The organism is Bradyrhizobium sp. ARR65, from assembly GCF_000472385.1.
Lineage (GTDB): Bacteria > Pseudomonadota > Alphaproteobacteria > Rhizobiales > Xanthobacteraceae > Bradyrhizobium.
Genome location: NZ_AWZU01000037.1, coordinates 45,120 through 71,672 on the forward strand (window position 1 = coordinate 45,120; position 26,553 = coordinate 71,672).

Annotated in this window: 21 protein-coding genes; 9 read left to right on the forward strand and 12 right to left on the reverse strand. The window is 62.7% G+C overall.

The genetic code is table 11. The features are described from left to right. Window positions 1-5: 5 nt before the first annotated feature. Together ccoN and F758_RS0130760 are read right to left on the reverse strand one after the other, a co-directional pair. Complete coding sequence (gene ccoN / locus F758_RS0130755; protein ID WP_024511506.1) at window positions 6-1,655, reverse strand: cytochrome-c oxidase, cbb3-type subunit I; 1,650 nt, start codon at window positions 1,653-1,655, stop codon at window positions 6-8. Window positions 1,656-1,801: 146 nt separating this feature from the next. Continuing rightward, a complete protein-coding gene (locus F758_RS0130760; protein WP_024511507.1) occupies window positions 1,802-2,230 on the reverse strand; it encodes a CBS domain-containing protein in 429 nt (142 codons plus the stop codon). A gap of 69 nt (window positions 2,231-2,299) precedes the next feature. Here F758_RS0130760 and fixL point away from each other — a divergent pair, with 69 nt between their 5' ends. The 4 genes from fixL (at window position 2,300) to F758_RS0130780 (ending at window position 6,075) form a co-directional block, all read left to right on the forward strand. Next, window positions 2,300-4,138 carry a sensor protein FixL gene (fixL, locus tag F758_RS0130765; protein ID WP_502689192.1) on the forward strand — a complete coding sequence of 613 codons (1,839 nt, stop codon included), beginning with the start codon at window positions 2,300-2,302 and terminating at the stop codon, window positions 4,136-4,138. Window positions 4,139-4,148: 10 nt separating this feature from the next. Continuing rightward, entirely contained in the window at window positions 4,149-4,766 is a 618-nt protein-coding gene (fixJ, locus tag F758_RS0130770; protein WP_024511509.1) for a response regulator FixJ, read from the forward strand. 43 nt (window positions 4,767-4,809) lie between these two features. Next, window positions 4,810-5,235, forward strand: coding sequence for a response regulator transcription factor (locus F758_RS0130775; protein WP_024511510.1), 426 nt, complete (start codon window positions 4,810-4,812; stop codon window positions 5,233-5,235). Window positions 5,236-5,376: 141 nt separating this feature from the next. After that, complete coding sequence (locus F758_RS0130780) at window positions 5,377-6,075, forward strand: helix-turn-helix domain-containing protein (protein ID WP_024511511.1); 699 nt, start codon at window positions 5,377-5,379, stop codon at window positions 6,073-6,075. A gap of 26 nt (window positions 6,076-6,101) precedes the next feature. Here the strand turns inward: F758_RS0130780 and F758_RS0130785 are convergent, their stop codons facing one another. The 4 genes from F758_RS0130785 to F758_RS0130800 all read right to left on the reverse strand — a co-directional run bounded on the left by F758_RS0130785 (window position 6,102) and on the right by F758_RS0130800 (window position 11,977). Beyond that, entirely contained in the window at window positions 6,102-7,316 is a 1,215-nt protein-coding gene (locus F758_RS0130785; RefSeq protein ID WP_245286629.1) for an MFS transporter, read from the reverse strand. Between the two features lie 119 nt (window positions 7,317-7,435). Further along, window positions 7,436-7,906 (reverse strand): PRC-barrel domain-containing protein, encoded by a 471-nt coding sequence (locus tag F758_RS0130790; RefSeq protein ID WP_024511513.1) that lies wholly within the window; start codon window positions 7,904-7,906, stop codon window positions 7,436-7,438. 30 nt (window positions 7,907-7,936) lie between these two features. Further along, the gene (locus tag F758_RS0130795) at window positions 7,937-10,144 is read right to left on the reverse strand and encodes an amylo-alpha-1,6-glucosidase (RefSeq protein ID WP_024511514.1); all 2,208 of its coding nucleotides are present in this window, start codon (window positions 10,142-10,144) and stop codon (window positions 7,937-7,939) included. Between the two features lie 69 nt (window positions 10,145-10,213). Continuing rightward, complete coding sequence (locus F758_RS0130800) at window positions 10,214-11,977, reverse strand: ABC transporter ATP-binding protein (RefSeq protein ID WP_024511515.1); 1,764 nt, start codon at window positions 11,975-11,977, stop codon at window positions 10,214-10,216. A 309-nt stretch (window positions 11,978-12,286) separates the two neighbouring features. Between F758_RS0130800 and F758_RS0130805 the strand changes: the two genes are divergently transcribed. Further along, window positions 12,287-13,357: a glycosyltransferase family 4 protein gene (locus tag F758_RS0130805; RefSeq protein ID WP_024511516.1), complete on the forward strand. Its 1,071-nt coding sequence runs from the start codon at window positions 12,287-12,289 to the stop codon at window positions 13,355-13,357. Window positions 13,358-13,374: 17 nt separating this feature from the next. On the opposite strand, the gene F758_RS49925 is transcribed toward F758_RS0130805, so the two are convergent. From F758_RS49925 to F758_RS0130835, 6 genes are all read right to left on the reverse strand, one after another. Next, complete coding sequence (locus tag F758_RS49925) at window positions 13,375-13,512, reverse strand: hypothetical protein (RefSeq protein WP_157450213.1); 138 nt, start codon at window positions 13,510-13,512, stop codon at window positions 13,375-13,377. 66 nt (window positions 13,513-13,578) lie between these two features. Continuing rightward, complete coding sequence (locus F758_RS0130815; protein WP_024511517.1) at window positions 13,579-15,525, reverse strand: alkyl/aryl-sulfatase; 1,947 nt, start codon at window positions 15,523-15,525, stop codon at window positions 13,579-13,581. A gap of 39 nt (window positions 15,526-15,564) precedes the next feature. Next, complete coding sequence (locus F758_RS0130820; RefSeq protein WP_024511518.1) at window positions 15,565-16,623, reverse strand: isocitrate/isopropylmalate dehydrogenase family protein; 1,059 nt, start codon at window positions 16,621-16,623, stop codon at window positions 15,565-15,567. 161 nt (window positions 16,624-16,784) lie between these two features. Further along, window positions 16,785-17,888: an ABC transporter ATP-binding protein gene (locus tag F758_RS0130825; protein ID WP_024511519.1), complete on the reverse strand. Its 1,104-nt coding sequence runs from the start codon at window positions 17,886-17,888 to the stop codon at window positions 16,785-16,787. Between the two features lie 22 nt (window positions 17,889-17,910). Continuing rightward, window positions 17,911-18,939 (reverse strand): ABC transporter substrate-binding protein, encoded by a 1,029-nt coding sequence (locus tag F758_RS0130830; protein WP_024511520.1) that lies wholly within the window; start codon window positions 18,937-18,939, stop codon window positions 17,911-17,913. 25 nt (window positions 18,940-18,964) lie between these two features. Further along, a complete protein-coding gene (locus F758_RS0130835; RefSeq protein ID WP_024511521.1) occupies window positions 18,965-20,740 on the reverse strand; it encodes an ABC transporter permease in 1,776 nt (591 codons plus the stop codon). 223 nt (window positions 20,741-20,963) lie between these two features. Here F758_RS0130835 and F758_RS0130840 point away from each other — a divergent pair, with 223 nt between their 5' ends. The 4 genes from F758_RS0130840 to F758_RS0130855 all read left to right on the forward strand — a co-directional run bounded on the left by F758_RS0130840 (window position 20,964) and on the right by F758_RS0130855 (window position 26,507). Further along, window positions 20,964-22,364, forward strand: coding sequence for an MFS transporter (locus F758_RS0130840; protein WP_024511522.1), 1,401 nt, complete (start codon window positions 20,964-20,966; stop codon window positions 22,362-22,364). Between the two features lie 166 nt (window positions 22,365-22,530). Next, on the forward strand, window positions 22,531-22,980 hold the full coding sequence (locus tag F758_RS0130845) for a (2Fe-2S)-binding protein (RefSeq protein WP_024511523.1): 450 nt from the start codon (window positions 22,531-22,533) through the stop codon (window positions 22,978-22,980). An 11-nt stretch (window positions 22,981-22,991) separates the two neighbouring features. After that, window positions 22,992-25,175 (forward strand): xanthine dehydrogenase family protein molybdopterin-binding subunit, encoded by a 2,184-nt coding sequence (locus F758_RS0130850; protein WP_024511524.1) that lies wholly within the window; start codon window positions 22,992-22,994, stop codon window positions 25,173-25,175. Between the two features lie 54 nt (window positions 25,176-25,229). Then, a complete protein-coding gene (locus F758_RS0130855; RefSeq protein WP_024511525.1) occupies window positions 25,230-26,507 on the forward strand; it encodes an NAD(P)/FAD-dependent oxidoreductase in 1,278 nt (425 codons plus the stop codon). Window positions 26,508-26,553 lie beyond the last annotated feature (46 nt).

The following is a 26,553-nucleotide window of genomic DNA, read 5'->3' on the forward strand; positions in this document are numbered from 1 at the left end:
GCTCCTCACTCCGCCGGCTGAAGAGCGATGGGCGCCTGCACTTCGGCCTCACCGACGCGTACGGTCATCCAGAGATTGTACGCCATGATCAGCGAGCCGATCAGGAACAGCGCTCCTCCCGCGGCACGGATGATGTAGAAGGGATGCATCGCCTCGACGGTCTCGATGAAGGAGTATTCGAGGAAGCCGAGCGAGGTGTAGGACCGCCACATCAGGCCCTGCAGGATTCCGGACACCCACATCGCGGAGATGTAGAGCACGATGCCGAGGGTGGCGGTCCAGAAATGCCAGTTGACGAGCTTGAGACTGTAGAGACCCTTGCGGTTCCACAGCCAGGGCACGAGGCAGTACAGCGCGCCGAAGGAGACGAAGCCGACCCAGCCCAACGCGCCGGAGTGGACGTGACCGATGGTCCAGTCGGTGTAGTGACTGAGCGAGTTCACCACCTTCACCGACATCATCGGCCCCTCGAAGGTCGACATCCCATAGAAGGCGACCGATACGACCAGCATGCGCAGCACCGGATCGGTCCGCAGCTTGTCCCAGGCGCCCGAGAGCGTCATTAGGCCGTTGATCATGCCGCCCCACGAAGGCATCCAGAGCATGACTGAGAATGTCATGCCGAGCGTCTGCGCCCAGTCGGGCAGCGCCGTGTAGTGCAGGTGATGCGGGCCGGCCCAGATATAAAGGAAGATCAACGCCCAGAAATGCACGATGGAGAGCCGGTAGGAATAGACCGGCCGCTCGGCGCGCTTCGGCACGAAATAATACATGAGGGCCAGGAAGCCGGCGGTCAGGAAGAAGCCGACCGCGTTGTGGCCGTACCACCACTGGAACATCGCGTCCTGCACGCCGCCCCAGACGATGTACGACTTGGAGCCGAACACCGACACCGGCAACGCGGGGTTATTGCCGAGATGCAGCACCGCGATGGTGATGATGAAGGCGAGATAGAACCAGTTGGCGACATAGATGTGCGGCTCCTTGCGCTTCATGATCGTCGCCAGGAAGACGAGGAGATAGGTTACCCAGACGATGGTCAGCCACAGGTCGGAGTACCATTCCGGCTCCGCATATTCCTTGCTCTGGGTGACGCCGAGCAGGTAGCCCGTGCCGGCAATGACGATGAAGAAGTTGTAGCCGAGCACGACGAACCAGGGCGCGAGATCGCCAGCGAGCCGGGTGCGGCAGGTTTTCTGCACCACATAAAAGGAGCTGGCGATCAACACATTGCCGCCGAAGGCGAAGATCACGGCGGATGTGTGCAGCGGCCGCATCCGACCGAAACTCGTCCACGGCAGGTCGAAATTCAGCGCCGGCCAGGCCAACTGAGATGCGATGAGCAAGCCGACCGTGAACCCGGCGATACCCCAGAACATCGCCATCACGGAGGCGAACTTGATCGGGCCCAGATTGTAGTTGGGCCGGCCGTTGATCTCCTGGGGCGGCAGTTCGGCGGGACGATCGAAGTAGCGGTTGAGGATGGCGAATACCGCCGCGACGCTGGCCGCAGCGGCGAGAGAGGCATGGAAGGCGAAGGGCGCATCGACGGCTTTGGCCGCGCCGACCATGCAGAGAAAGGCGGTCGCGGCAAAGATGAGCGCCAAGCCGCTCTCACCGATGGTCATGGACTTTGAAATTGATGGCTGGCTCATGCGAATTCTCGCTGGAGGGAGACGCGCTCACCAACCACATTCCGCCACAATGTGAATTGATCTCGATCAAGGTTGACCACTTCCGGGGCGCAGCCAGTACGTGCGATGATGATGCCAGAAGATTCTTTGCGCGGGCGGCGAGGCCGCTAGCGATCGAGCGCCGCGACCGCAAGCGCCTTGAGCACATCCTCGCGCGAAATGATGCCCGCGAGATGCTGGTCGAAATCGATCACCGGAATACTACGGATGCGGTGCTGCACCATGAGCTGCAGCACCCGCGTCAATTTGGTGTCGGGGCGCACGTAGATGAATTCCGTGGTCATTATGTCGCCGACGGTCCTCGTCATCAGCTCGGCGTAGCGCGGCACCATCTGGTTCGGCGTGAAGGCAAAGCATTTCAACAGGTCAAACTTGGTGATGATGCCGACCGCCTGCCCGTCCTCCTCAACCGGATAGGTGTTGAAGTCATCACGCGCGAACATGCCGTTGACCTCATCGATCGTGAGGTCACGCGTTACCGTCTTGACCTCGCGCGTCATGTAGGTCCCGGCGGTCTCCTCGAGAAATTTGTACATGGGATCCGTCCCACTATTTTCGGGCGCGCGTCAGCGCGACAGCACGCAGCGCATGGACTGGGTCAGCAGATGTTGCGTCATTCCGCCCGCCCTTCTAGGCGCGGCGAGGAGCGGCAGGATGAGTTAGATCAAACCAAGTTTAAACTCCGGAACATCCCTGAGGTCCGGCCGGCAGGGAGATCGGCCCAAATATCGGGGGCGGCGAGCCGCCCGGAGCTTGCACCGGGATCGCCCATAGGCGAAATTGCGGCGCGGCAGCACGATAGGAGGCAGGTGGGCCACGACGGAGCTCTGTATGGCAGGGATCTGTTATCCAGGGGCCTGGTCTGGCGTCTTGTTGTATTGATCGTATTGAGCCTGGCTGCGAGTGAGCCTGGAATTGAAGATTTGGACGTGACCAGCCTGATGCGCCCTTCCAAAGATGAAGCACTCCGGGATGAGCGTTACCGCCTGCGGATCGAAGGATTCGGCGTCGGCACCTGGGATCTGGATGTTACTACGCGCGAATTGGAATGGTCCGAGACCGCGCGCAGCCTGTTCGGCGTCCCGCGCGACCAGCCGGTGACCTACGAGCTGTTCCTTTCTCTGCTCGAACCGCCTGACCGCGACCGCATCGATGCGGCCATCAAGCGAGTTGCGGAGGGGCAAGGCAAACTCGATGTCTCCTTCAAAATCCCCCTCGCCGCCGGACGCATGCAATGGATTCGCGCCCGCGGCGGCCTGATCGCGGACGATGCCGGCGTTGCCAGTCACATCAGCGGGATCTTTCTCGACATCGGCGAGATGAAGCTGCTCGAGGAAGCGCTGCGTACGCGGGAAAGTCACCTCCGCTCGATTCTCGACACCATCCCCGATGCCATGATCGTGATCAACGGCCGCGGCATCATGCAATTCTTCAGCAGCGCTGCGGAGCGGCTGTTCGGCTATACCGAGCGTGAGGCGATCGGGCAGAACGTCAGTATATTGATGCCCGAGCCGGATCGGTCGCGCCACGACGGCTACATCGCGCGTTACCGTTCGAGCCGAGAGCCGCACATTATCGGCATCGGCCGGATCGTCACCGGAAAACGCAGGGACGGAACGACGTTCCCGATGCATCTTTCGGTCGGCGAGATGCAGTCGGCCGGAGAGCCCTATTTCACCGGCTTTGTGCGCGACCTCACCGAGCATCAGCAGACCCAGGCACGATTGCAACAGCTCCAGTCCGAACTGGTCCACATTTCGCGCTTGAGCGCGATGGGCGAGATGGCATCTGCGCTTGCGCATGAACTCAATCAGCCGCTCGCCGCTATCAGCAATTACATGAAAGGCTCGCGCCGCCTGCTCGAAGGCAGCACCGATGCCAATGCGGCCAAGATCGGGAATGCCATGGAGCGCGCCGCCGAGCAGGCGTTGCGCGCGGGCCAGATCATCCGCCGCCTGCGCGACTTTGTCTCGCGCGGCGAGTCGGAAAAGCGCGTCGAAAGCCTGTCCAAGCTGATCGAGGAAGCGGGCGCGCTGGGCCTCGCCGGTGCGCGCGAGCAGAACGTGCAACTTCGCTTCAATCTGAACCCGGACGCCGACCTGGTGCTGGCGGATCGCGTGCAAATTCAGCAGGTTGTGGTCAATTTGTTTCGCAATGCGCTGGAGGCGATGGCGCAATCGGAGCGACGAGAATTGGTGGCGGTCAATCGCAAGGTGGCGGACGACATGATCGAAATCGAAGTCTCCGACACCGGCACGGGTTTTCCGGACGACGTGTTGCCAAACCTGTTCCAAACCTTTTTCACGACCAAGGAGACGGGCATGGGGGTTGGCCTCTCCATCAGCCGTTCGATCATCGAGGCCCATGGCGGCCGGATGTGGGCCGAAAACAATGCAGCCGGCGGCGCGACCTTCCGTTTCACTCTGCCGGCAGCGACGAATTGAGAGTTGACAGATGTCTGCAAAAGGAAAGGTCTACGTCATCGACGACGACGAGGCGATGCGGGAATCGCTCGATTTTCTGCTGAATTCCGCAGGCTACGACGTTTCGTTGTTCGAAACCGGGATAAACTTCCTCGAAGCGCTGCCGCAGCTTGAATTCGGCTGCGTCATTTCCGACGTGCGGATGCCTGGGCTCGACGGAATCGAGTTGTTGAAGCGCGTGAAAGCCGATCACAACTCTTTTCCGGTTCTGATCATGACAGGTCACGGTGACGTGCCGCTCGCGGTCGAAGCCATGAAGCTCGGCGCCGTCGATTTTCTCGAGAAGCCGTTTGAGGACGATCGCCTGATCGCGATGATCGATACGGCGCTTCGACAGGCGGAGCCCGCGGCCAGGAACGAGGCGCTCACGCAGGAAATCGTTGCGCGGATTGCCACCTTGAGCCCAAGGGAACGCCAGGTCATGGAGGGGCTGGCCGCCGGGCTCTCCAACAAGCTGATCGCCAGGGAATATGACATCAGTCCCCGCACAATCGAGGTCTACCGAGCCAACGTGATGACAAAGATGCAGGCAAACAGCCTGTCGGAACTGGTGCGGCTGGCCATGCGCGCCGGCCTGCTCAACGATTGAGCTACGTCAACGCCGCCCTTGTCGTCCCTGTTACATAAAGGCCATGATTCAGATCGGCTCACAAACCGCACCGGCTGTGACCGCGACTGCCGCCAAACCAACGATCTATGTGGTTGACGACGATGTCGGCGTGCTCGGCTCGCTGCGCTTTCTCCTGGAGACGGACGGCTTTTCCGTTCGGACGTTCCGGAGTGGCGGCGCGCTGCTGAGCGCGCCCGCGCGGGGCGAGGTCGACTGCTTCGTGATCGACTATAAGATGCCCGACATCAACGGCATCGACCTGGTAGCCGAACTGCGAAAACGCGGCGCGGATGCGCCCGTCGTTCTGATTACCGGCTACCCCGACAAGAACATCGCCGCACGAGCCGCCGCCGCCGGCGTGAAGCACGTCATGCGCAAGCCGCTGCTGGAAGACAGTCTGATCAAGCAGATCCGAGGCGCAATCGACGAGCACCGGCCGAGGACGTGACGGCAGCTCTTCGAGCCGTCGTCGAATCCGTCCTGACCTCCGGGAATCTACGTAGGTAAAGGCCCTTAAGATACCGCACGAAATTTTCAGCCGAGCGGTTAACTCGTAAGAAGTCGCCATCCGCCGCACAGGAGATGGCCCATGCTGAACGCCTCGCTCACTCCCCTCAACACCGTCGTTATCGGCAATAAGGCGCCGCCCGTTGGTCCCGCCTCGACAGATCCGTTCGCGGCCGTTACCGGGCATGCGGGGCTGGTGGCGAGCGAGTTCACCTACCGGAAGGACGAGGAAATCTACGGCGAGGACGAACCGGCGGAATACGTCTACCAGCTCGTTTCCGGTGCAGTACGCACCTACAAACTGCTATCCGATGGACGCCGCCAGATCGGCGCCTTCCACCTCCCCGGCGACGTGTTCGGCCTCGAGTCGGGCCCCTCGCATCGGCTGGCGGCGGAGGCCATCATCGATACCACCGTACGCCTGGTGAAGCGCAAGAGCCTCGAACACGCCGCAGGCGTTGATGTCCAGGTCGCGCGCAAACTCTGGGCGATGACCGCCGGCGAGCTTCGTCATGCCGAAGACCACATGCTGCTGCTCGGACGCAAAACCGCGATGGAACGGGTCGCCACCTTCCTGTTGGAAATGGATCGCCGCCTTGCCGTCGCCGGCATGATGGCGCTACCGATGTGCCGCCGCGATATCGGCGATTATCTGGGTCTCACGCTTGAGACGGTCTCCCGCGCGCTGTCGCAGCTTCATGCGGAGGGAATCCTCGGCTTCTCCGGCGCCCGCCAAATCGTTCTGCGCAATCGCCAGCGCCTGCGTAACATGGATGCCTGATAGGCCTCGCTTGCTTTCGGTCGCCCTCAATATGCGCTGCGCCGTGTCTCCGGCATGATCAGAGCGATCAGGGCGAGGCCGAGCGCGGCAATGCAAGCCAGGCTCATGAAGGCAACGGAGCTTCCGAACTTGTCGCTGATATAGCCGGCAAGCACGGTCGAGAGCGAGGCCCCGATACCGGTTGCGGTGCCCACTATCCCCTGCGCCAGATTGAAATGGCCGGTTCCGAACGCAACATCGGCCACGATCAACGGCACCATCACGCTGAAGACCGCCGCGGTGACGCCGTCGAAGATCTGCACCGCGACCAGCAGATATGGATCATGGACGACGGCGAACAGCACTCCGCGCACGGTCAGCGCTGCAAGGCCCAAGAGCAGGATCGGCCGGCGTCCCCAAGCCTGCGCCTTGGCGCCGACCGAAGGCGATACCAGCGCCACAATCGCCTGCGGCACGATGATGCAGGCGGCGATCAAGACCGGCGCCCACTGACTTGACCGCGTCGTGACCACGCCCGCCATCAGCGGAAGCATTGCCGCATTGGCGAGTTGGAGCAACAGCACGCTGCCCGCAAAGATCAGCAGCGGACGCTGGCGCATCAGACTGAAAACGCTGGTTGCCTTTGCCTCCGGCGCCTCGCGCGGAACGCTGCCATGGCAACGCGAAGCATCAACCTCCTCTTCCCGGATGCGCGCGAGCGCCAACAAAGCCGGAATCGCCAGCGCGAAGGTCACGAGGAAGACCGAGCGGCTGGAGATCAGATAGCCGGCAGTACCCATCACTGCCGCGGCGACGCCGTTACCGAGCGACGCAAAGCGGGCGTTGCGGCCGAGCCGTTCGCCCATGGCCACCGGCCCGACCAGGCCCAAGGTGATGGCCGCGATCGCCGGCCCCAGCACGCAGCTTGCGGCCGCATGCAACACCGCAGCCGTGATCACCACAGGGAAAATGGGCCACGCCGCATAGCAAAGCGCGGCGAAGGCGATAGTCGTGACCGCGAGCGCAGCAACCAGCCGTTCGGAACGAGCCGCGTCCACGATCGCGCCGCCCGGCATTTGCCCGATCAGGCCGACCACGCCGCCGATCGACAGCACCAGGCCAATCTGCGCTTGAGTCCATTTCTGCGTGGTCAGATAGACTGCAATGAACGGGCCGAACCCGGTCTGGACGTCGGCCAGGAAGAAGATGAACCAGTCCAATCCGCGCAAGCTTTGGCGCGAAGGCATAGGCATCATCATCATGGCCGTGCCCCGTGCGCGTGGCGCGGAATCGCGGCCACCGAATGCCCCTTCGCGACGGTTCTTGTCGGTACGATCGAGCGAATGCGACAACAGCATCACCGCACGATTCCCTGCCTCGCTCAGTGATCTTCCAGCGGCTGCAAATTGCCGGCCGCCCCCAAAACCACGATCGGCTTGTCCTCCTTGTATTCGGGTGCCGCGGCGACCTGCGCTTTGGTCAATTCGAGCGTTATGGCGTCGGCATTATTGCCGAGGCGCCCGAAATGCAGCGCGTTCCAATCGACCACGATCTTCCGGCTGCCGACGCCGAGGAAACCGCCGAAATCGATCACCGCGGCGCGCACGGTTCCGGTACGATCGACGATGACATCCACGATACGACCCATGTCCTCATTCGTGGGACTGCGAACATCCTTGCCGAGCACGCCATGCGCGTCCTTTGGGCCAATGATGGTGACGGAAGGCGGCGGCGCGTGCTCATCCGTCGCGGCGGGCGGCTTGGCTTGCGGTTCGTCCGCCGCGTAGGACCGCGCGCCGTTAAACGACGCGAGCGCGGCCGCAAGCAGGATCACCGATGCTCTGCAACGCATACGTCCTCCTTACGTATCGAAGGCCGCGCGTCAATGCGCCAAAACGATCGATACCTGAATTTGCCCGCGCCGGCGCAGCACCTCCATCGACACGTCCTCGCCATGACGGCGCATGTGCAGGTCGACGCTCGACGGGCCCAATCGCAGTTCGCGCAAGATGACCTCGTTGAGGAAAGTCGGGAGCCGCGGATTGCGCAGCCGTATCTCGTTACGATCGACGTCAAACTCGATACCGAGCGCCGCTTCCAGCAAGGTGAATGGTGTCGCGCTGGCCCAGGCCTGCGGCGCGCAAGCGACCGGATAGAGCGTCGGCCCGCGACTCCTTTCGCGGCGGAAGCCACAGAATAGTTCAGGCAGCCTGCGCAGGTCCATATAGGTCGCCGCGTCGAACAGGCCCTTGAAGACCTGCTCGACCGAATGCTTCAAGCCGTAGCGCGCCAGCCCCAAGGCGATCAGCGCATTGTCATGCGGCCAGATCGAACCGTTGTGATATGACATCGGATTGTAGCGCGACTCGCCGAGCGCGATTGTGCGGATGCCCCAGCCGGTAAAGAAGTACGGCCGCATCAGGTCGGCCGCGACCCTGCGCGCCCGATCATCGCGCACCATTCCGCTGAACAGAAGCTGCCCCGCATTGGAACTGCGCACCTTGCAGGGACGCTTGTTCCCGTCCAGCGCCAGCGCATACGTACCGAGATCCTCGCACCAGAAGGCCTCCTCAAATCGCTCGGCGAGCCGCAGCGCTTCGAGCTCCAGTTTTTGCGCGACTTCTCGCCGGCCGAGCCGCAGCGCGCAACGGGCCGCCATCCGTTTGGCGGCGAACACATAACCCTGCACCTCGGCGAGCGCGATATGACCTTCGGCTAACTTACCATCGGCATGGAAGATCGCGTCGTAAGAATCCTTCCAACCCTGGTTGGCAAGGCCCTGCTCGGAGGCACGCAAATATTCGACAAAGCCGTCGCCATCGGGATCACCGGCGCCGTCGATCCAGCGCAGCGCCAGTTCGATCGCCGGCCACAATTCGGTCAATGTTTCCTCGTCGCCGGTGCGCTCGACATAGAGCCCTGCCAAAAGCACGAAAAGCGGCGTCGCATCGACACTGCCGTAATATTGCGCAAACGGCACCTCGCGCAGCGCGGCCATCTCGCCACCCCGCATTTCATGCAAGACCTTTCCGGGTTCCGCGTCGGCGAGGGGATCGGTCGCGTGCGCCTGATAATGAGCGAGCCGTCGCAGCACGCCGCGCGCGACCCGCGGGTCGATCCACAACATCTGCAACGCGGTGATGATGCCGTCGCGACCGAAGGTCGTGGAATACCAGGGTATCCCGGCATAGGGATATCGTCCCTGCGGCGTCTCGGTCATGAGCATGTTGAGGTCGGCCATCGCCTGACACAACACCTCATTGAAAATGTCGTTGGAGGTTTCGATGCTCGCGGCGCTCGCGGTCGAGCAGCGCATCTCCCGGCGATGCGCCAGCAGCGCCGGGAAGAACCGCGCCGGCCGGAAGCTCATGGGCTTGTTGCAGGATGCCGCGACGAACAGCGAACTCGTTTGCTGCGGGCCGAGCTCGAAATGATACGTCGCAGAGTTGACCGCAAGCCGCGTGGGCCGCGGATCAAAATGCAGCGCAGTGCAGCGGCCGGCTCCGTCGAGGCCCCTGTATTCGAAAATCACATCGGAGGGACTCAGCAATTTCGCCGAGCCCACGCCACGCCGCGCACGCTTCTCGCCACGCACCTCGAACAGATCGGCGAAATCGTTATCGAACAAGAACGTCAGATCGAAGCTTGCCGGATAATCGCCATGGTTCTGCAGGCCGACGCGTTGATAGGCGGTGCCGTGCCAGAGGAAGATCGTGCGCACGATGTGCAGCACGTCCTTTGGCAGGACGATGCGGCCCTGCCGATAAACGTCGGGATTGGTCAGATCGACGGTGAGGGCCGAGTTGTCGTCGCGCAGATTGGAGCCCAGCAGCAGCGGCTGCACGTCATCGAGCACAAGCTCCAATCGCGCCAAATACCGGGTGTCGTGATTGAACAAGCCGTCTGGTCCGCCGGCGGAAGCACCGATGTCACCATGGCTGTCGAGCACGATGAAAGTATCGTCATGCTTGAGCGAGCGCCGCGGCCGCGCCGCGGGGCCCGTCATCGGGATGTAAAAGGCCTGTTCCGCAACGAAGGTTTCGGACGTGCGGGAGGTTGCAACGACCTGGGTGACGATTTCGGCTGCCATGTTGACCTCGTGCGAATCCGCTCACGCCCGCCCCACGATACGCAACCGGACCTGTACGCCAATGGGCTATTATGCCGCGAATCTTGCCAGTCGCATCATTTCTTGTGTGACCAGCTCGCGATAAGGGCCCTGCCCCTGCATCAGGCGATCCGGCGAACCATCTTCGATGATCTTGCCGGCTTTCAGCACCACGACGCGATCGAAATTGCGCAAGGTGGCAAGGCGGTGGGCAATCGCAATCACGGTGCGCCCGCGCATCAAGCGGCCGAGCGCTTCGCGGATAGCTTCCTCGGATTCACTGTCAAGGGCCGCAGTGGCCTCGTCGAGCAGCAGGATCGGCGCGTCCTTGAGAAACGCGCGCGCAATGGCGATGCGCTGCCGCTGCCCGCCAGAGAGCTTGACGCCGCGGTCGCCCACCATCGTATCGAGCCCGGCGGGCAAGGTCTCGACGAAGTCGCAACGCGCCGCGATCGCCGCGCGCAGCACCTCGTCGTCAGTGGCGTTCGGCCGCCCGTAGCGGATATTCTCCAGGATCGAGCGGTGGAATAGCGAGATGTCCTGCGGGACGACCGAGATCGCCTCGCGCAGGCTCTGCTGGGTGACCCGCGAAATATCCTGGCCGTCAATGGTGATGCTGCCTTCCTGGACGTCGTAGAAACGCTGCAACAGTACGAACAGCGTGGACTTGCCGCCGCCGGACTGGCCGACCAGGCCGACGCGCTGCCCCGGCTGCAGCCGCAGGCTGAAGCGCTCGAACACCTTGTGCCCGCCGGGATATTGGAAGTTGATGTTGTTGAAGGCGATCGCGGCACCGCTCCTGACCAGCGGCTCCGCCTCCGGATGATCGCGCATTTCATGCGGCATCAGCAGCGTCGCTATCGCTTCCGTCAGTCGCGCGACATGTTGCGTAACGTCGACGAGCGCCACAGCCAGATCGCGCGTAGCGCTCAGGATGGAGATGCCCAACGTACAGACCAGAACGACGTCACCGGTGGTCGCGTTTCCATTTTGCCACAGCATGATCACCCATGCGAGCAACGCGATCGTCAGCAGAAGCGTGACCGCGGCATGGATCAGCCGCAGCTTTTCCAGATAACGGAGGCTGCGGCCGCGCGCCACCAATTCGCGGTCGACGGTGGCATCAAACCGCTGGTGTTCATGGGCCAAGCCGCAGAATGCCCGAACCAACGGCATGTTGCTGATGACGTCGACCATCTCGCCGTCGACGACAGCCGCCTTATCGGCAAAGTCGTCGTGCAGGGGCTTGCCGGCGGCTGCCAGGCGAAACATCGCGACGACCATCGTTCCGGCAATCACGATCATCGCGGCCGACATCGTCAGGCTGACCGTTCCGATCAAGGCAATCGCCGCAACCGTGGCGATGCAAGGCGGCAGCACATTCCAGACGAACATGTTCTCGACCGTGAACACCGCGTTCGACGTCGCCGTGATGCGACTTGTCAGCATGCCGGGCAGCCGGTCGGAGAAGTAGCTTGGCGCATGACCGGTCAGATGGCGGAACATGTCGCGCCGCAAATCGCCGGTCACGCCGACAAAGGTGAAGCTCGCGATCCAGCTTGCGATCCGCCACAAAAAGTTATCGGCGGCGATCAACGACATGAGAAATGCGAATGCCAGCCATACGCCGCCCGCGCGAGCGGGCCCTCCGGCAAGACAGTCAACCAGAAATTTCACGCCGTATTGGGTGCCTACCGAACAGGCAACGGCAGCGATGACCGCCATCAAAATGGCGAGATGTGAAGCCGGTCGCTGACGCAGATAGCGCAACACGAACGGAAAGGGACGGTGCGCGTATCCTGAAAGCTGATCCATTTCGATGCAAACCCCTGTCGGTTGGTGATGAGAGCCTCAGCGGCCTGCGCGCCCCGGCTCTGTTGAACGGTTGAGCGCCGATCCGGTTCCCGCGCCCCACCATGCGTGCGCCGCATTCCGAGGGCACGCATACGCAAAAACCTGCTCCGGACTGATGGCATCATCAAGTCCGCCGGGTGGAGATGGCGAAGAAGTAACGTTCGGCACTGGGAACTTCGCAGATGGGGGAACGTTCCCTCTTCCGGCATGCCAGTGCCAACTCGAAGCAGGGGGCTAGTATTTCCATGATCGCAGACAGGAGAAAGTGAGATGCGCATCGCGCAGGTTGCTCCGTTGACGGAGGCTGTTCCCCCGAAGCTCTATGGCGGCACGGAACGGGTCGTGCACTGGCTGACCGAGGAGCTCGTGGCTTTGGGGCACGATGTGACATTATTTGCCAGCGGGGATTCCCGGACCTCGGCGAAGCTGGAAGCGACCTGGCCGAAGGCGCTGCGCCTCGACGGCTCGGTGCGCGATCCCTATGCATTGCACATGGTGATGCTGGAGCGGGTACGACGGAAATGTGACGATGAGGAATTCGATTTCCTGCACTTTCATCTGGACTACTATCCGTGGTCGCTGTTCATGCGGCAGCCCACACCCTTTGTGACGACCTTGCACGGGCGTCTCGACCTGCCCGAACATCAGCCGGTGTTCGACACTTTTTCGTCGCCTCCGGTGATCTCGATCTCGAATGCCCAGCGCCGGCCCGTGCCGCAGGCCAATTGGGTGCGCACGATCCATCACGGCCTGCCGGAAAATCTCCTGACTCCGAGGCCATGCAGCCAGGACTATCTGGCGGTGCTTGGCCGGATCGCGCCGGAAAAAGGCGTCGACCGCGCCATCAAGATCGCAACGCGCTGCGGTATTCCGCTAAAGATCGCGGCAAAGGTCGATCGGGCCGATCAGGATTATTATGATCAGGTCATCTGTCCATTGATCACGGGCAACCCGCTGGTCGACTATATCGGTGAGATCACCGATGTCGAGAAGTCGGAATTTCTCAGCGGCGCCCTCGCGCTGCTCGTTCCGATCGATTGGCCCGAGCCGTTCGGGCTTGTCATGATCGAGGCCATGGCCTGCGGCACGCCAGTCATCGCGTATAATCGCGGGTCGGTGCCGGAGATCGTCGAGGACGGCCTGACCGGCTTCATCGTCGAGGATGAGACCAGCGCGGTCGCGGTCGTCAGTAAGGTCCCGCAGCTATCGAGGGCCGTGATCCGGCAGCAGTTCGAGGCACGCTTTACCGCACGCCGCATGGCCTTGGACTATCTTGCGGCCTATCGCGGCCTGATGGAAGCGAGCGAGCCACGGTTCAAGCTCGTGAGCAGCGCCGAATAGACTAGCTTGGCAAATCCTTAAAGCCTCGTCGCCGGCTCTGATCTGTCGAAGCGCAGTTCGTAGGCCTTGATATAGGCCTCCGGCGAAGGTTTCAGGTGCCGCCGCGTGAGCGCGATCAGCTCGTCGCGGCGGCCGCCGCGCAGCGCCTTGATCATTTCCAGATGATCGCGCCGCGCGCGGCCGGGACAAGCCCGGCCATGACGCCAAGTTGCGCGACCGCGCTATGTCACCACCATCCGCTTCGGCTCGACGATCTCGAACATGCGCGGAAACTCGTCCATCAGCCCCATCAATTCGGCAAGCCGCATCGGATTGCCGCCGACCTCTATCTTTCCGACCGCGATCGCTTCCGGGAAACTGGTCTGCTTGGCGATCACCTCGTCCAGCGTGCTGCGTGCCAGCAGGAAGCTGGCATCGGCCGACGGCGACTGCGCCCCTTCGCTGTAAGTCAGCGCGCAATTCTCCAGCGTCAGCACAAAGTGCTCGGCTGTGTCGGTGAACCTCCAGTTCAGCACGATATGCTTGCCTTCCGCCTTCGGGCCGTTCAGCCGCACGCCGAGCGCATCCCATAACTGCTCCGTGCGCAATGCCGCCAGTGTTTCGCGCGGGATCGGCGGGCGCGGCGGCGCTTTCGGCATGCCCTGCCGCAGCTCCTGCGCGCCGAACAGATAGGCGTTGCGCCAGGTCGCGCTTTCCGCGGCATAGCCGAGCTGCTCGAAAGTGTCCGCAAGCAAGGCGCGCGCCGCCTGATTGTCGGGATCGGCAAAGACCAGATGGCTTACGGCCTGCGCGACGAAACGGAATTCGCCCTTGGCGAAATCGGTTTTCGCCCGAGACAGCAGCGCCTCGGCGCCCCCCATATACTCGACATATTTCTTGCCGGCCTCGACCGGCGGCAGCGGATCGAGATTGACGGGATTGGCGTCGTACCAGCCGAGATATTTCTGATAGATCGCCTTCACATTGTGCCGGATGTGACCGTAATAGCCGCGGCTGTGCCACGCGCCCTCCAGGCTCTTGGGCAGACGAATGGTCTCGGCAATCTCGCCGGCCGTCAGTCCGTGGTTCATCAGGCGGATGGTCTGATCATGGGCGAGCTTATAGATATCGCGCTGCTGCCGGATCATGGTGTCGATGCGCTCGCGCCCCCATACCGGCCAGTGATGCTGGCCGCACATCACTTGCGCCTTGCCGCCCCATAGCCGCAGCGCCTCGTTGAGATATTTCGACCAGGCAAGCGCATCGCGCACGTCGGCGCCGCGGAAGGGCAAGAGATTGTGGAGGTTGTGCGTGCAGTTTTCCGCGAGGTTCAGCAGCTTGTAGCGAGGCACGTAAAAATGCATCTCCGCCGGCGCCTCGCTGTTCGGTGCCATCTGGAATTCGAACTCGACGCCGTCGATCACGCGCGTGTCGCCGGTCGCCATGACCAGATCGGTCGGCCGCAGCAGCGCGACTGCTCCCGCCGCCATGGATTTGCCCAAGCCGCAATCGACCTGCCCGCGCGGCCCTTTGGCCAGGAACGGCCCGAACTGATATTGCGCGCGGCGGATCATCGCGGGACCTGCGATGATGTTCTCGGAAACCGCGTGCTCCATGAACAGGTTCGGCGCGATGATCGGAACCCTCCCGCTCGCGAGCACATCTTCATCCAGCACGCCGCGCGCACCGCCCCAATGGTCGGTATGGGTGTGGGTAAAAATCACTGCAACGACAGGCCGCGGGCCGCGATGTTTGAAGTACAGCTCCATTGCCGCGCGCGCCCCTTCGATCGAGGTCAGCGTGTCCACTACGATGACGCCGCTGTCGCCCTCAATCAGGGTCATATTGGCGATATCCAGTCCGCGCACCTGGTAAACGCCGGGTACGACCTCGAACAGGCCATGCTGCATGTTGAGCCGCGCCTGCCGCCACAGGCTGGGATTCACCGTAGCCGGCGCCTCGGCATCCGACAGAAAGCCATAGGGTTCGAGGCTCCAGACCACCCTGCCCTGGGGCGAGGTGATCCTGGCGTTCTCGATCGTGCCGAGGAAACCGCGAGATGCATCGTCGAAATCGGCGGCGTCCTCGAACGGCAGCGCCTTGAGCATTGCCTGGTGCTGCGCGATGACCGCACTCGATGCCTGCTTGGGAGTCTCGCTGGATCGTTCGCTGGCGACGGGCTGGTTCATGGATTCTCCCCTCGAAAACCGGATACGACGCGTTTTTCTCTATGCGTTCAAATTGTCGGCGATCGCCCGGCCGGTCGCGGCCGTGCCGCGGCTGCCCCCGACGTCGCGCGTCACCTGCCCGTCCCGCATCGCGGCGGCAACAGCGCTTTCGATCGCGCGGGCGGCCTCCTCGAATCGCGGAGCGCCTGCGCGTTCGCCATGCCAGGAGAGCAGCAGCGCCATCGATAGGATGAGCGAGATCGGATTGGCGATGTCCTTCCCGGCGATATCGGGCGCCGATCCATGCGCCGCCTGCGCCATCGCATAGTGCGCGCCGACATTGAGCGAGCCGCCAAGGCCAAGGCTCCCCGAAAGCTCGGCGGTGAGATCGGAGAGGATGTCGCCGAACATGTTGGTCGCGACGATGACGTCAAAGCGTTCCGGCTGCCGCACCACGTGCGCCATCATGGCATCCACCAGCACGTCGTCGACGGCCAATCCGGAATAGCTCCGCGCCACCTCACGACAGACATCCAAAAACAGGCCATCGCCAATCTTGAGCACATTGGCCTTGTGCACGATGGTCAGATGCCTGCGCCGCTTCATCGCCAGTTTGCAGGCGGCGTGCGCAATGCGCTCGCAGCACAGTCGCGTGATCCGCCGCAGCGAGATTGCGACATCAGGCGTGACCAGGAGCTCGGCATTGCCCTGCTCCATATTGCGGTCGGCGTAGAACCCCTCGGTGTTCTCGCGCACGACGACGAGGTCGAACGCTCCGAACCGCGTCGAGCGGCCGGGATAGGTGCGCGCCGGCCGGACATTGGCGAACAGGTCGAGACTTTTGCGAAAATATCTGGAGGGATTGATCTCGCCGCGCGCTTCGTCCTTGAAGTCGAATGTGGCGGTGGGCCCGAGGATCAGGCCATCTGCCGTGCGCACGGTGTCCAGCAATTCAGGACGGACCGTGGTGCCGAACTGCTCGAGGCTCGCGTGCCCCACCGCGTGTTCCTCGACGGAAACGCCGAGTTGAAAGCGTTCGGAAGCAGCCCGCAGCACGGCCGAAGTTGCGGCTGTAATCTCCGGCCCGATCCCGTCCCCGGGCAGAACGACAATGCGCATGATGCTTCCTTGAATTTCTATATTAGTCCGTCACCCCTGAGGAGCGCGCATCGCGCGCGTCTCGAAGGGCGACGCCCTGATGCAGCAGTGCGGGCCGTTCATCCTTCGAGGCCCGCTGACGCAAGCAGCTCAGGAGGGCGGATATCGCAGCTTGGTTCTCGCTAATCGTACGACGCCGGCCCGGTGTCGCGATAGGCCCAGCAGGCCTGCGGCGGCAGTGTCACCGGCGCTTCCACGCCGACCATATGCCGCGCCGCGGTGCCGAGCTCAAGTACCTCGAGACGGTGTCCGAACAAATCGATGTCATAGACGGTTTGCGTCCCCTGATAGCGCCGATCCGTCACCTTTGCGGTAAAGGAATTGGCGCCCTCCTGCCGGCCGATGGCGATATTTTCCGGCCGCAACGCGATCCGCACCTTCTCGCCCACCTCGAGCTGCTGCAGCAGCGCCGCTTCGGCGCGGCGTCCATCGCCAAAGTCGATCACGCCGAATTTTGCGTTGCGCGAAACCAGCGTGCCCGCGAGCTCATTGGTAGCGCCGGTGAAGTTGGCGACGAACAGATCAGCCGGCCGGTTATAGATCTCGTCCGGCGTGCCGATCTGCAACAGCTTGCCGTCGCGCATCACTCCGATGCGATCGCCGAGCACGACGGCTTCAGCCTGGTCGTGGGTGACGTAAAGCGCCGTCATCCCGGTCTGCTTCAGGATCAGGCGAAGATCGTCGCGCAGGCGCAACCGCAATTTGGCATCGAGATTCGATAAGGGTTCATCCAATAGCAAAAGCTGCGGCCGATAGACGATGCTGCGCGCCAGCGCCACGCGCTGCATCTGCCCGCCAGACAGCGCCACCACCGGCCGCTCGGCATATTCCGAGAGGCCCACAAGCTCCAACGCCTCGTCGACCTTCTTGTTTGCCTCGGTGCGCGCCATCTTGCGATGTTTCAACGGGTAGATCACGTTCTGCCGCACCGTCATATGTGGCCAGACCGCATAGGACTGGAACACCATGCCGAGGTCGCGTGCGCGCGGCGGCACCAGCACGCCACGCGCGGGTGAGGACACCAATCTGCCGCCGATCGAGATCTCGCCGCCGGTCGGATGTTCAAGTCCGGCGACACATCGCAAAGTTGTCGTCTTGCCGCAGCCGGACGGTCCGAGCAGCACCAGGATCTCGCCGCGCGGCACGGCAAAGCTGACACCGTCGATTGCCGGCCGGCCGATCGCAAACTGCTTGCACAGGTCGGAGACCTCAAGCGTTGCGGTCATCCTTCAAAACTCCACGCCCGGATCACTGCCGATAGCCGTAGACCTTATCCCAGTCGGCGACCCAGGCGGCATGCAGCTTCACATACTGATCGAAGTTGGGATACCAGACCTTGACCACCTTGGGATCAAAGCCCTCGGGGTAGACCGGGGCCACTTTCAGCGAGGTGAGATTGCCGAGCTCCTTGATCATGAAGGTCTGGCCTTCCTTCGAGAGGCACCAGTTCAAAAACAGCCTTGCCGCGTTGGGATGCGCGGCGGTCTTCGGGATGCCAGTTGCGTAAGGATTGACCGGCGCGCCCTCGGGCGGAAAGAAAATCTGGATCGGCGCGCCTTCCTTCTGCTTCGGATAGATCGCGTTATAGAGCAACGGCGCGATCGCGACCTCGCCGCGCACCAGAGCATCGGATGTCGGCGCGCCCGAAGGGTAAAGGACGGGATGTGTCGCGGCCTGCTTGGCCCAATAATCTTCGCCGAGCACCTGGCGCTCGAACATGATGCGGGTCCAGGTCGTGCCGCCGGATTCGGCAAACACCTGACCGATCATCTTGTCATATTGCGGGTTTGTCAGATCCATCCAGCTTTTCGGCGGATCCTTGACCAGCTCGGTGTTGTACGCAATCGACCACACCAGCGTGGCGCGCGGCCAAAGTTTGGGTGAGATCTGTGCGGCCGGGTTGTAATCGGCGGCGTTCGGCGGCGCGTAGTCCTGGAACAGATCCGTGAGTTCAGCCATCAGCGCGCGGTCGGAATGATCGACCACGTCGGCGATCAGCTTGCCCGCGGCGGCCTCCGTTTTCACGCGGGTGATGAGTTGGCCACCGGGCGCGCGGACCATCTCGACCTTGATCTGCGGAAAGCGCTTGTTGAACTCCTCGATCACCTGCTGTTCGACCTCAGCGAAATTCGCGGTGTAATAGACAAGCCTACCTTCTGCCTTTGCGGCGGCGATCAATTCGGGCGAACCCAAATTCTCTTCCGCGTTCGCCGGCACCTGGGCGAGCGCGGCGGCCAGGCCGATCATGGCGGCCATTGCCGCGACCTTTCCCTTCATGGCGATCCTCCCTCTTGCTGCTTTGTCATCTGATCCGTTGCGCAACCGTGCCCTGCGACGCGCCGCGCGCCAGCCAGTTGGCGCCGCCGATCAGAAGGCCGAGCAAGACCGTCTGCACCAAGCTGAACGCGGCAGTCTTTCCGATGTTGCCGCCCTCGTAATAGTCGAGCAGCAACACCGACATCACCATGGTGTCGCTGGTGTAGAGAAACAGCGACGAGCCGAGTTCGCGGATGGCCAACACGAACAGCAGCGTCATCGAGGCGATCACGCCGGGTCGCGCGAGCGGCAGCACTACGGTTCCGATTGTTCCCAGCGTGCCCTTGCCGCAGACCCAGGCGGCTTCCTCGAGCTCGCGGTGGATTTGCAGGAAGGAGGTCGACAGCGACTTCACGGTATCCGGCATGAAGCGCGCGATGAACGCCAGCGCCAAAATCCAGATCGTGCCATAGAGCCCGCCCGGAATGCCGATCCACGCCCACAGATACGCAACACCGATCACGAGCCCTGGGATCGCCACGGGCAGGGTCGCAATCAAGTCGATGGCGCGCCGGCCCGGCACGCGCGTGCGATGGACGGTGTAGCCGATCGCAAAGGCAAGCCCGCCTCCGATCACCGCCGTGATGATGCCGACCTCGACTGCGTTGTAGATAGATTTTAAAGTCAGTGGATTGTCGAAGATGCTGTTGAAATGCATTAGGGAATATTGCCGCGCGTCGAACAGGCTCGCGACGTCGCGGATGAACATGAATTTGCGAAACGCCGCCACGATCAGCGCCAGCATCGGCAGAGCTACGACAACCAGCAGATAAAAAAGGCCGAGCGCGAAGGTGACCCAGCGCCAGAGACCGAGATCGAGGCTGCGCGGCCGAAACGCCTTGCCGGCGACGGTGGTGAAGCTGCGCCCGCTCAAGACCTTCTGCTGCAGGTAAACCAGCAGGCCGGTGACCAGCATGAGCAGGATTGCGACCGCAGCGGCCGTATTGTAGAGCGGCGGCGACCAGTTGGTGAGCTTGAAAATGTAGGTCGTCAGCACGTTGATGTTGCTGGGCGCTCCGAGCACGGCCGGTATGCCATAGATGCCGAGCATCACGATGAAGGACAGCAGCATGCCGGAAACGATCGCCGGCATGATCAGGGGGAACGTCACCGAGAACAACGTCGAGAAGGCGCTGGCGCCGGAAATCTCCGCCGCCTCCTCCAGACTCGGGTCCATGTTGCGCAGCGCGGACGCCGCGAACATGTAGACATAGGGCGCGTAATAAATACCGAACACCAACACCAATCCCGGCATCGAGTAGAAATCGACATGCCAGTCGAGGCCAGCCCATTTGAAGACGGTATTGATCAGACCTGTCTTCGGCGAGCCGAGGATGGACCAGGCGACACCCGCAACCAGCGGCGGCGCGAACAGCGGCAGGATGCTTGCCGCGGCGATAAAGCCTTTGAACGGCGTGTTGGTGCGGACCACGATCCACGAAAAGAGCAGCCCGATTGCGACCGCGATGAGCGTGCCGCCGCCGCAGGCGATCAACGTATTCAGCAGCGCTTCCGCGACATTGGGATTGGCGAGCACGGCGAGGAAATTGGCGACCGACAGGTGCTGAAGGCTGAGGCCGTCCACCACCGGGTTGGCATCGGTGAGCGCGCCAAATAAAAGCGTCAGCACGGGATAGATCACAAGAAAGGCCAGGATCGCCAGCAAGAGCGCGACCCACAGCTCGGCCATGACGCCGCTCCGGCGCTTTGCCTCAATGCCGACCTTGGCGGCCTCGATGCGCCGGACTGCCTGGGCTTTCAAGCGCGTTTCCCCTCAAGAGCGGCTTGTTTTGCGGCCGCCATTGCGGACAAGGCTAGTCGATCGGCCTGCGGGCGGGAAGTAGCCGAAAGTCGCCCAAGAAAATCCGATGCAGGGGCCATCGCATGCCCATCATGCATCCGCACGGCTGTGGTGCGCCGCACAGGCGTATTAAATGGCGGGGACTACGGGCCACCCAGCCTCCGACGCGGAGAGATTTTCAAACATGTACGTCGATCGCAACGCCGCGAAAGCTCCCGCGACACCGGTGACCGACGGCTTGCCATGGGAGCGCAGGCGCTGGGCAGTTGCCGCAATTTTCACCGCCTTGGCGATGGCCTCGCTCGATACCGCCATTGCCAACGTCGCCCTGCCCGCGATCTCCGCCGAACTTCATGTCAGCCCCGCGGAAGTTGTCTGGGTGGTGAATGTCTACCAGATCGCGCTGGTGGCGACTTTGCTGCCGCTGGGCGCGCTCGGCGAAATCGTCGGTCATGAGCGAATCTATCTCGGCGGACTCGTGCTGTTTACACTGGCATCGCTCGGCTGCGCCTTGGCCTGGTCGCTGCCGAGCCTATTGGTGGCGCGCACTCTGCAGGGATTAGGGGCGAGCGGCATCATGAGCGTGAACACAGCGCTGGTCCGCTTCGTCTATCCGGGCCGCATGCATGGCCGCGGCTTCGGCCATAACGCGCTGGTGGTGGCGACTGCCTTCACGTTCGGCCCGACCATTGCGTCCGGAATCCTGTCGATCGGCTCGTGGCCGTGGCTGTTTGCGATCAACATTCCCTTTGGCCTCACCGCGATCCTGATCGGCCTGCGGACCTTGCCGCCGACACCGCGGGCCAAGCATGATTTCGATTTCCCTGGCGCGATCCTGGCCTCCGCCTGCCTGGGCCTGTTCATCATCGGCATCGGCAGCGCGGCGCATCAAGCCTGGCCGATTCTGGTCGTGATCGAACTTGTCGCCGCGTTCTTGCTCGGCTGGCTATTGACCCGGCGGCAAGCGGAGCATCCGGCACCGATGCTGCCGACGGATCTGTTCCGCCGGCCGCTGTTTGCGCTCTCGGCGGCGACCGCGGTCTGCTCATTTGCCGTGCAAGGCCTGGCCTTCGTCTCCCTGCCCTTCTACTTCGAGGATGTCCTGCTGCGTTCGCAGGTCGAGACCGGCTTCTTTATGACGCCGTGGCCGCTGGTGGTCGCCATCATGGCGCCGATCGGCGGACGGCTGTCCGATCGCTTTCCCGCCGGCCTGCTTGGCGGCCTTGGCCTGATGCTGCTTGGCGTCGGAATGCTCCTGCTGGCGATGCTGCCCGCAAGCCCGAGCATTCCCGATATCGTCTGGCGCATGGTGATTTGCGGCATTGGATTTGGTTTCTTCCAGACCCCGAACATGAAAGCCATCATGTCCAGCGCGCCGCCGCACCGCAGCGGCGGTGCCAGTGGCATTGTCGCCACCGCTCGCCTGATCGGACAAACGACCGGCGCGGCGCTGGCCGCCTTATGCTTCAGCCTGGCAGGGCGGAACGGTGCGACCGTGGCGCTGGCTCTCGGCGCCGGATTTGCCGGAATTGGCTGCGTGATGAGCTTTCTGCGCCTAGCTGTCGACCCAAAGCGCGCGAGTTAAAGTCGCAATTGCGGCGTAACACCAACAAGTCAAATTTCTTCCGCTCAGGCTCATTTTTTTCTTTGGCCGTGCAAGCGCGGAATATTGATTTGAACCATTCAAAATTTGGCGCTCAAACGTCGCGGCGAAGTCCAATCGGTGGATTGGACCAATCAGGGGATCTGCGATGGCAAACCTCAACATCAATGGCAAAACTTTCACGATCGATGTCGAGCCGGATACGCCGCTGCTCTGGGCAATCAGAGAGAATGTCGGACTCACCGGCACCAAATATGGCTGCGGCATCGCACAATGTGGCGCCTGCACCGTCCATATCGACGGGGTCGCGACGCGCTCCTGTGGAGTCGCGGTGAGTGAAGCCGAGGGCAAGCTGATCACGACCATCGAAGGCCTGGCCAACGACGGAACCCTGAACAAGGTGCAGCAGGCCTGGATTGATAACGACGTCCCGCAATGCGGGTATTGCCAGAGCGGGATGATCATGGCGGTGGCGGCGCTCTTGAAGGACAATCCCAAGCCCACCGACCAGGACATCAACGACAACATCACGAATATCTGCCGATGCGGCACCTTCCAGCAGGTGCGCGAAGCAATCCACGCGATTGCAAACGCGTGAGGAGGGCGTCCATGAACAAACATGTCGCTCCCCAACTCAACCGTCGTGCCTTTGTCATCGGCAGCGCCGCGCTCGGTGCCGGCCTCGCGCTCGGCTTCGATCTCCCCTTTGGCGGACCGCGCGTGGTTCGTGCCGCCGACGGCTCGCCCGAAGTCAACGCCTGGGTCGTGGTGCGTCCCGACGACACCGTCGTGATCCGGGTCGCCCGATCGGAGATGGGCCAGGGCACGCTGACCGGCCTCGCCCAACTCGTCGCCGAAGAGCTGGAATGCAATTGGTCGAAGGTCACGACCGAATTTCCGTCGCCCGGACAGAACGTCGCCCGCAAGCGGGTTTGGGGGGATTATTCGACCGGCGGAAGCCGCGGCATCCGTACGTCGCAGGAATATGTGCGCAAGGGCGGCGCGACCGCGCGCATGATGCTGATCCAGGCCGCGGCCAACGAATGGAAGGTGCCGGTCGCCGAGTGCACCGCTGCCAACAGCATTATCACGCATAAGCCTTCGGGCAGGACGACGACCTACGGCAAGGTGGCCGAGGCCGCCGCCAAGCTGCAACCGCCAACCGACGTCAAGCTCAAGGATCCCAAAGACTGGAAGCTCATCGGCAAGGCCGTCAAGCGGCTCGATACGGCCGACAAGACCACCGGCGCATTGGTCTACAGCATCGATCTGAAACTGCCCGGCATGCTCAACGCCGCGATCAAGGATTGCCCGGTCACGGGCGGCAAGCTGAAGAGCTATGACGAAGCCAAGATCGCCAACATGAAAGGCGTGCAGAAGGTGGTGCGCGTGGGCGATTCCGCCGTCGCGGTCGTCGCCGATACCTGGTGGCACGCCAAGACCGCGCTCGATGCCCTGCCGATTGTCTGGGACGAAGGCGAGAACGCCAACGTTTCCAGCGCCTCGATCGCCAAATGGCTGGCGGAGGGCCTGGAGTCCGGACCGGCTTATGTCGGCAACCAAAGCGGCGACATCAATGCAGCCCTTGCCGGCGCGGTCAAAAAGGTCGAAGCCGTCTACAATTATCCCTACCAGAACCACGCTACGCTGGAGCCGTTGAACGCGACGGCGCTCTATACGGCCGACAAATGCGAAGTCTGGTGCGGCACGCAGAACGGCGAAGCGGCTCTTGCGGCCGTGCTGGAAGGATCCGGCCTTCCGGCTGAAAAATGCGACGTGCACAAGCATCTCGTCGGCGGCGGCTTTGGGCGCCGCGGCCAGACCGATTATGTCCGGCAGGCCGTCGATATCGCCAAGCAGATGCCGGGCACGCCCATAAAACTGTTGTGGTCGCGCGAAGAGGACATGACGCACGGCCGCTACCACCCCATCACGCAATGCAAGCTGACCGCCGGCCTCGACGCCGACAATAATCTGACCGCGCTGCATATGCGCATCTCCGGCCAATCCATCCTGTTCAGCCTGCGTCCCGAAGCGCTGGTCAACGGCAAGGACCCGGCCACCTTCGCCGGCCTCAACCCATCTGGCGAAGCTGCGATCGGCTATTCAATCCCGAATGTGCTGATCGAGCATTCGATGCGCAATCCGCACATCATCCCGGGCTTCTGGCGCGGCGTAAATGTCAATCACAACGCGATCTATCTCGAATGCTTCATGGATGAGCTCGCGCATGCCGTGAATGAAGATCCCCTCGCCTTCCGTCGCAAGCTGATGGCGCAGCATCCGAAGCACCTTGCGGTGCTCGATGCGGTGGCGGAAAAGATCGGGTGGGAGCAGCCTGCCCCGCAAGGGGTCTTCCGCGGCATCGCGCAATTCGCAAGCTATGGCAGCTACGTCGCGGGCGCTGCGGAAATTTCCGTCGTCGATGGCAAGAACATCAAGGTGCATCGAGTCGTCGCCGCTATCGATCCCGGCTATGCCGTCAACCCCGCGCAGATCGAACGGCAGACCGCCGGCTCCTTCGTCTATGGCTTGAGCGCGCTGGTCTATGGCGGCTGCACCGTGAAGCACGGCCGCATCGAGCAGACCAACTTCGACACTTATAATTCGATGCGGATCGGCGAGATGCCGAAGGTCGAGGCGATCGTGATGCCGAGCGGCGGGTTCTGGGGCGGCGTCGGCGAGCCGACGATCGGCGTTGCCGCGCCCGCCGTGCTGAACGCCTATTTCGCAGCGACGGGCAAACGTCTGCGCTCGGTGCCGCTGCGCGACCAGAACATCACGTTTGCCTAGGGGATCAGCGGCGGCTCTAAGCGAGCCGCCGCTTTCGTTTTTCGGATCATGCTCATGAACACGCTGCGGCAGGTCGGGCGAAGAGACGCCCTTCGCGGCGTCGCCGCGCTCGCAGCTTCCCTGGCGCTGCCATCCATTACGCATGCGCAACCAGCCGCGCGCGTCATCGTCGTCGGCGGCGGCTTTGGCGGCGCGGCCTGCGCGCGAGCGCTGAAGCGGATCGATGCGAAGCTAGCGGTGACGCTGATCGAGCCCAACAAGACATTCACGGCTTGTCCGTTCAGCAACGAGGTCATTGCCGGCTTGCGGAACATCGAGGCCCAACAATTCGGCTACGGCAAACTTGCCGCGGAGGGCATCGATATTGTGGCGCAAGCCGTGAAGGCGATCGATCCGCAACGGCGCGCTGTGATGCTCGCAGACGGCACGAGTCTTTCCTACGACCGCCTGGTGCTCGCGCCCGGGATCGAGCTGCGCTTCGACGCCCTGCCCGGCTACGACGAGTCGGCAGCCCAAAAGATGCCGCATGCGTGGCAGGCCGGTGAACAGACACTGCTATTGCGCCGGCAGATCGAGGCCATGGAGGATGGCGGCCTGGTCGCAATCGCCGTGCCTGCCAATCCCTTGCGCTGCCCGCCCGCGCCTTACGAGCGCGCCAGCCTGATTGCGCATTATCTGAAGTCGCGAAAGCCGCGCTCGAAGGTGCTCATCCTGGATGCGAAGGACAATTTCTCGCAGCAGCGGCTGTTCGAGAAGGCCTGGAACGAGCTGTATGACGGCATCATCGAACGGATAGCGCTGTCGGACGGCGGCCGCGTCACCTCGGTCGATGCCTCAACCAACACCATCATCACCGAATTTGGTGATCATATCGCGGCGGTCGCCAATATCATCCCGCCGCAACGCGCCGGCCGCATCGCGGCGATCGCCGGCGCTGCTGACAAGACCGGCTGGTGCCCGATCGATCCCGTAACCTTCGCGTCAAAACTTCTGCCTGACGTCCACGTGATCGGCGACGCCTGCCTTGGCGGCGCCATCCCGAAATCAGCCTCCGCCGCGAGCGCGCAAGGCAAAGCCTGCGCCAGGGCGATTTTCGATCTGCTGTCCGGCAAGGCACCTGAGACGCCCAAGCTGAGCGGCATCTGCTACGATACCGTTGCACCTGGCTATGCGTTCTCGCTTGCCGGTCTCTATCAGTCGAAGGACGACATTTTCGCCGAAGTCGAAGGCGGCGGCAGCAGCGCAGTCGATGCGCCGCGCGAGGTGCGGGCGCGCGAGGCCGAAGCCGCGCGGAACTGGTACACGACGATCACGGAGGAGACGTTTGGCTAATTCGCTCGTCCCTGTTGTCTTGCTAGCGGCAGGCACCTTGGCGATC

What these genes read in the sequence shown, in the direction of transcription:
- F758_RS0130850 (WP_024511524.1), top strand. Translation starts at nt 22,992, where the DNA reads ATGAACAAACATGTCGCTCCCCAACTCAACCGTCGTGCCTTTGTCATC.
- fixL (WP_502689192.1), top strand. Translation starts at nt 2,300, where the DNA reads ATGTTGCGTCATTCCGCCCGCCCTTCTAGGCGCGGCGAGGAGCGGCAG.
- F758_RS0130785 (WP_245286629.1), bottom strand. Translation starts at nt 7,316, where the DNA reads ATGATGATGATGCCTATGCCTTCGCGCCAAAGCTTGCGCGGATTGGAC.
- F758_RS0130800 (WP_024511515.1), bottom strand. Translation starts at nt 11,977, where the DNA reads ATGGATCAGCTTTCAGGATACGCGCACCGTCCCTTTCCGTTCGTGTTG.
- F758_RS49925 (WP_157450213.1), bottom strand. Translation starts at nt 13,512, where the DNA reads ATGATCAAGGCGCTGCGCGGCGGCCGCCGCGACGAGCTGATCGCGCTC.
- F758_RS0130820 (WP_024511518.1), bottom strand. Translation starts at nt 16,623, where the DNA reads ATGCGCATTGTCGTTCTGCCCGGGGACGGGATCGGGCCGGAGATTACA.
- F758_RS0130795 (WP_024511514.1), bottom strand. Translation starts at nt 10,144, where the DNA reads ATGGCAGCCGAAATCGTCACCCAGGTCGTTGCAACCTCCCGCACGTCC.
- F758_RS0130840 (WP_024511522.1), top strand. Translation starts at nt 20,964, where the DNA reads ATGTACGTCGATCGCAACGCCGCGAAAGCTCCCGCGACACCGGTGACC.
- ccoN (WP_024511506.1), bottom strand. Translation starts at nt 1,655, where the DNA reads ATGAGCCAGCCATCAATTTCAAAGTCCATGACCATCGGTGAGAGCGGC.
- F758_RS0130845 (WP_024511523.1), top strand. Translation starts at nt 22,531, where the DNA reads ATGGCAAACCTCAACATCAATGGCAAAACTTTCACGATCGATGTCGAG.
- F758_RS0130780 (WP_024511511.1), top strand. Translation starts at nt 5,377, where the DNA reads ATGCTGAACGCCTCGCTCACTCCCCTCAACACCGTCGTTATCGGCAAT.
- F758_RS0130825 (WP_024511519.1), bottom strand. Translation starts at nt 17,888, where the DNA reads ATGACCGCAACGCTTGAGGTCTCCGACCTGTGCAAGCAGTTTGCGATC.
- F758_RS0130830 (WP_024511520.1), bottom strand. Translation starts at nt 18,939, where the DNA reads ATGAAGGGAAAGGTCGCGGCAATGGCCGCCATGATCGGCCTGGCCGCC.
- F758_RS0130775 (WP_024511510.1), top strand. Translation starts at nt 4,810, where the DNA reads ATGATTCAGATCGGCTCACAAACCGCACCGGCTGTGACCGCGACTGCC.
- F758_RS0130760 (WP_024511507.1), bottom strand. Translation starts at nt 2,230, where the DNA reads ATGTACAAATTTCTCGAGGAGACCGCCGGGACCTACATGACGCGCGAG.
- F758_RS0130855 (WP_024511525.1), top strand. Translation starts at nt 25,230, where the DNA reads ATGAACACGCTGCGGCAGGTCGGGCGAAGAGACGCCCTTCGCGGCGTC.
- fixJ (WP_024511509.1), top strand. Translation starts at nt 4,149, where the DNA reads ATGTCTGCAAAAGGAAAGGTCTACGTCATCGACGACGACGAGGCGATG.
- F758_RS0130815 (WP_024511517.1), bottom strand. Translation starts at nt 15,525, where the DNA reads ATGAACCAGCCCGTCGCCAGCGAACGATCCAGCGAGACTCCCAAGCAG.
- F758_RS0130805 (WP_024511516.1), top strand. Translation starts at nt 12,287, where the DNA reads ATGCGCATCGCGCAGGTTGCTCCGTTGACGGAGGCTGTTCCCCCGAAG.
- F758_RS0130790 (WP_024511513.1), bottom strand. Translation starts at nt 7,906, where the DNA reads ATGCGTTGCAGAGCATCGGTGATCCTGCTTGCGGCCGCGCTCGCGTCG.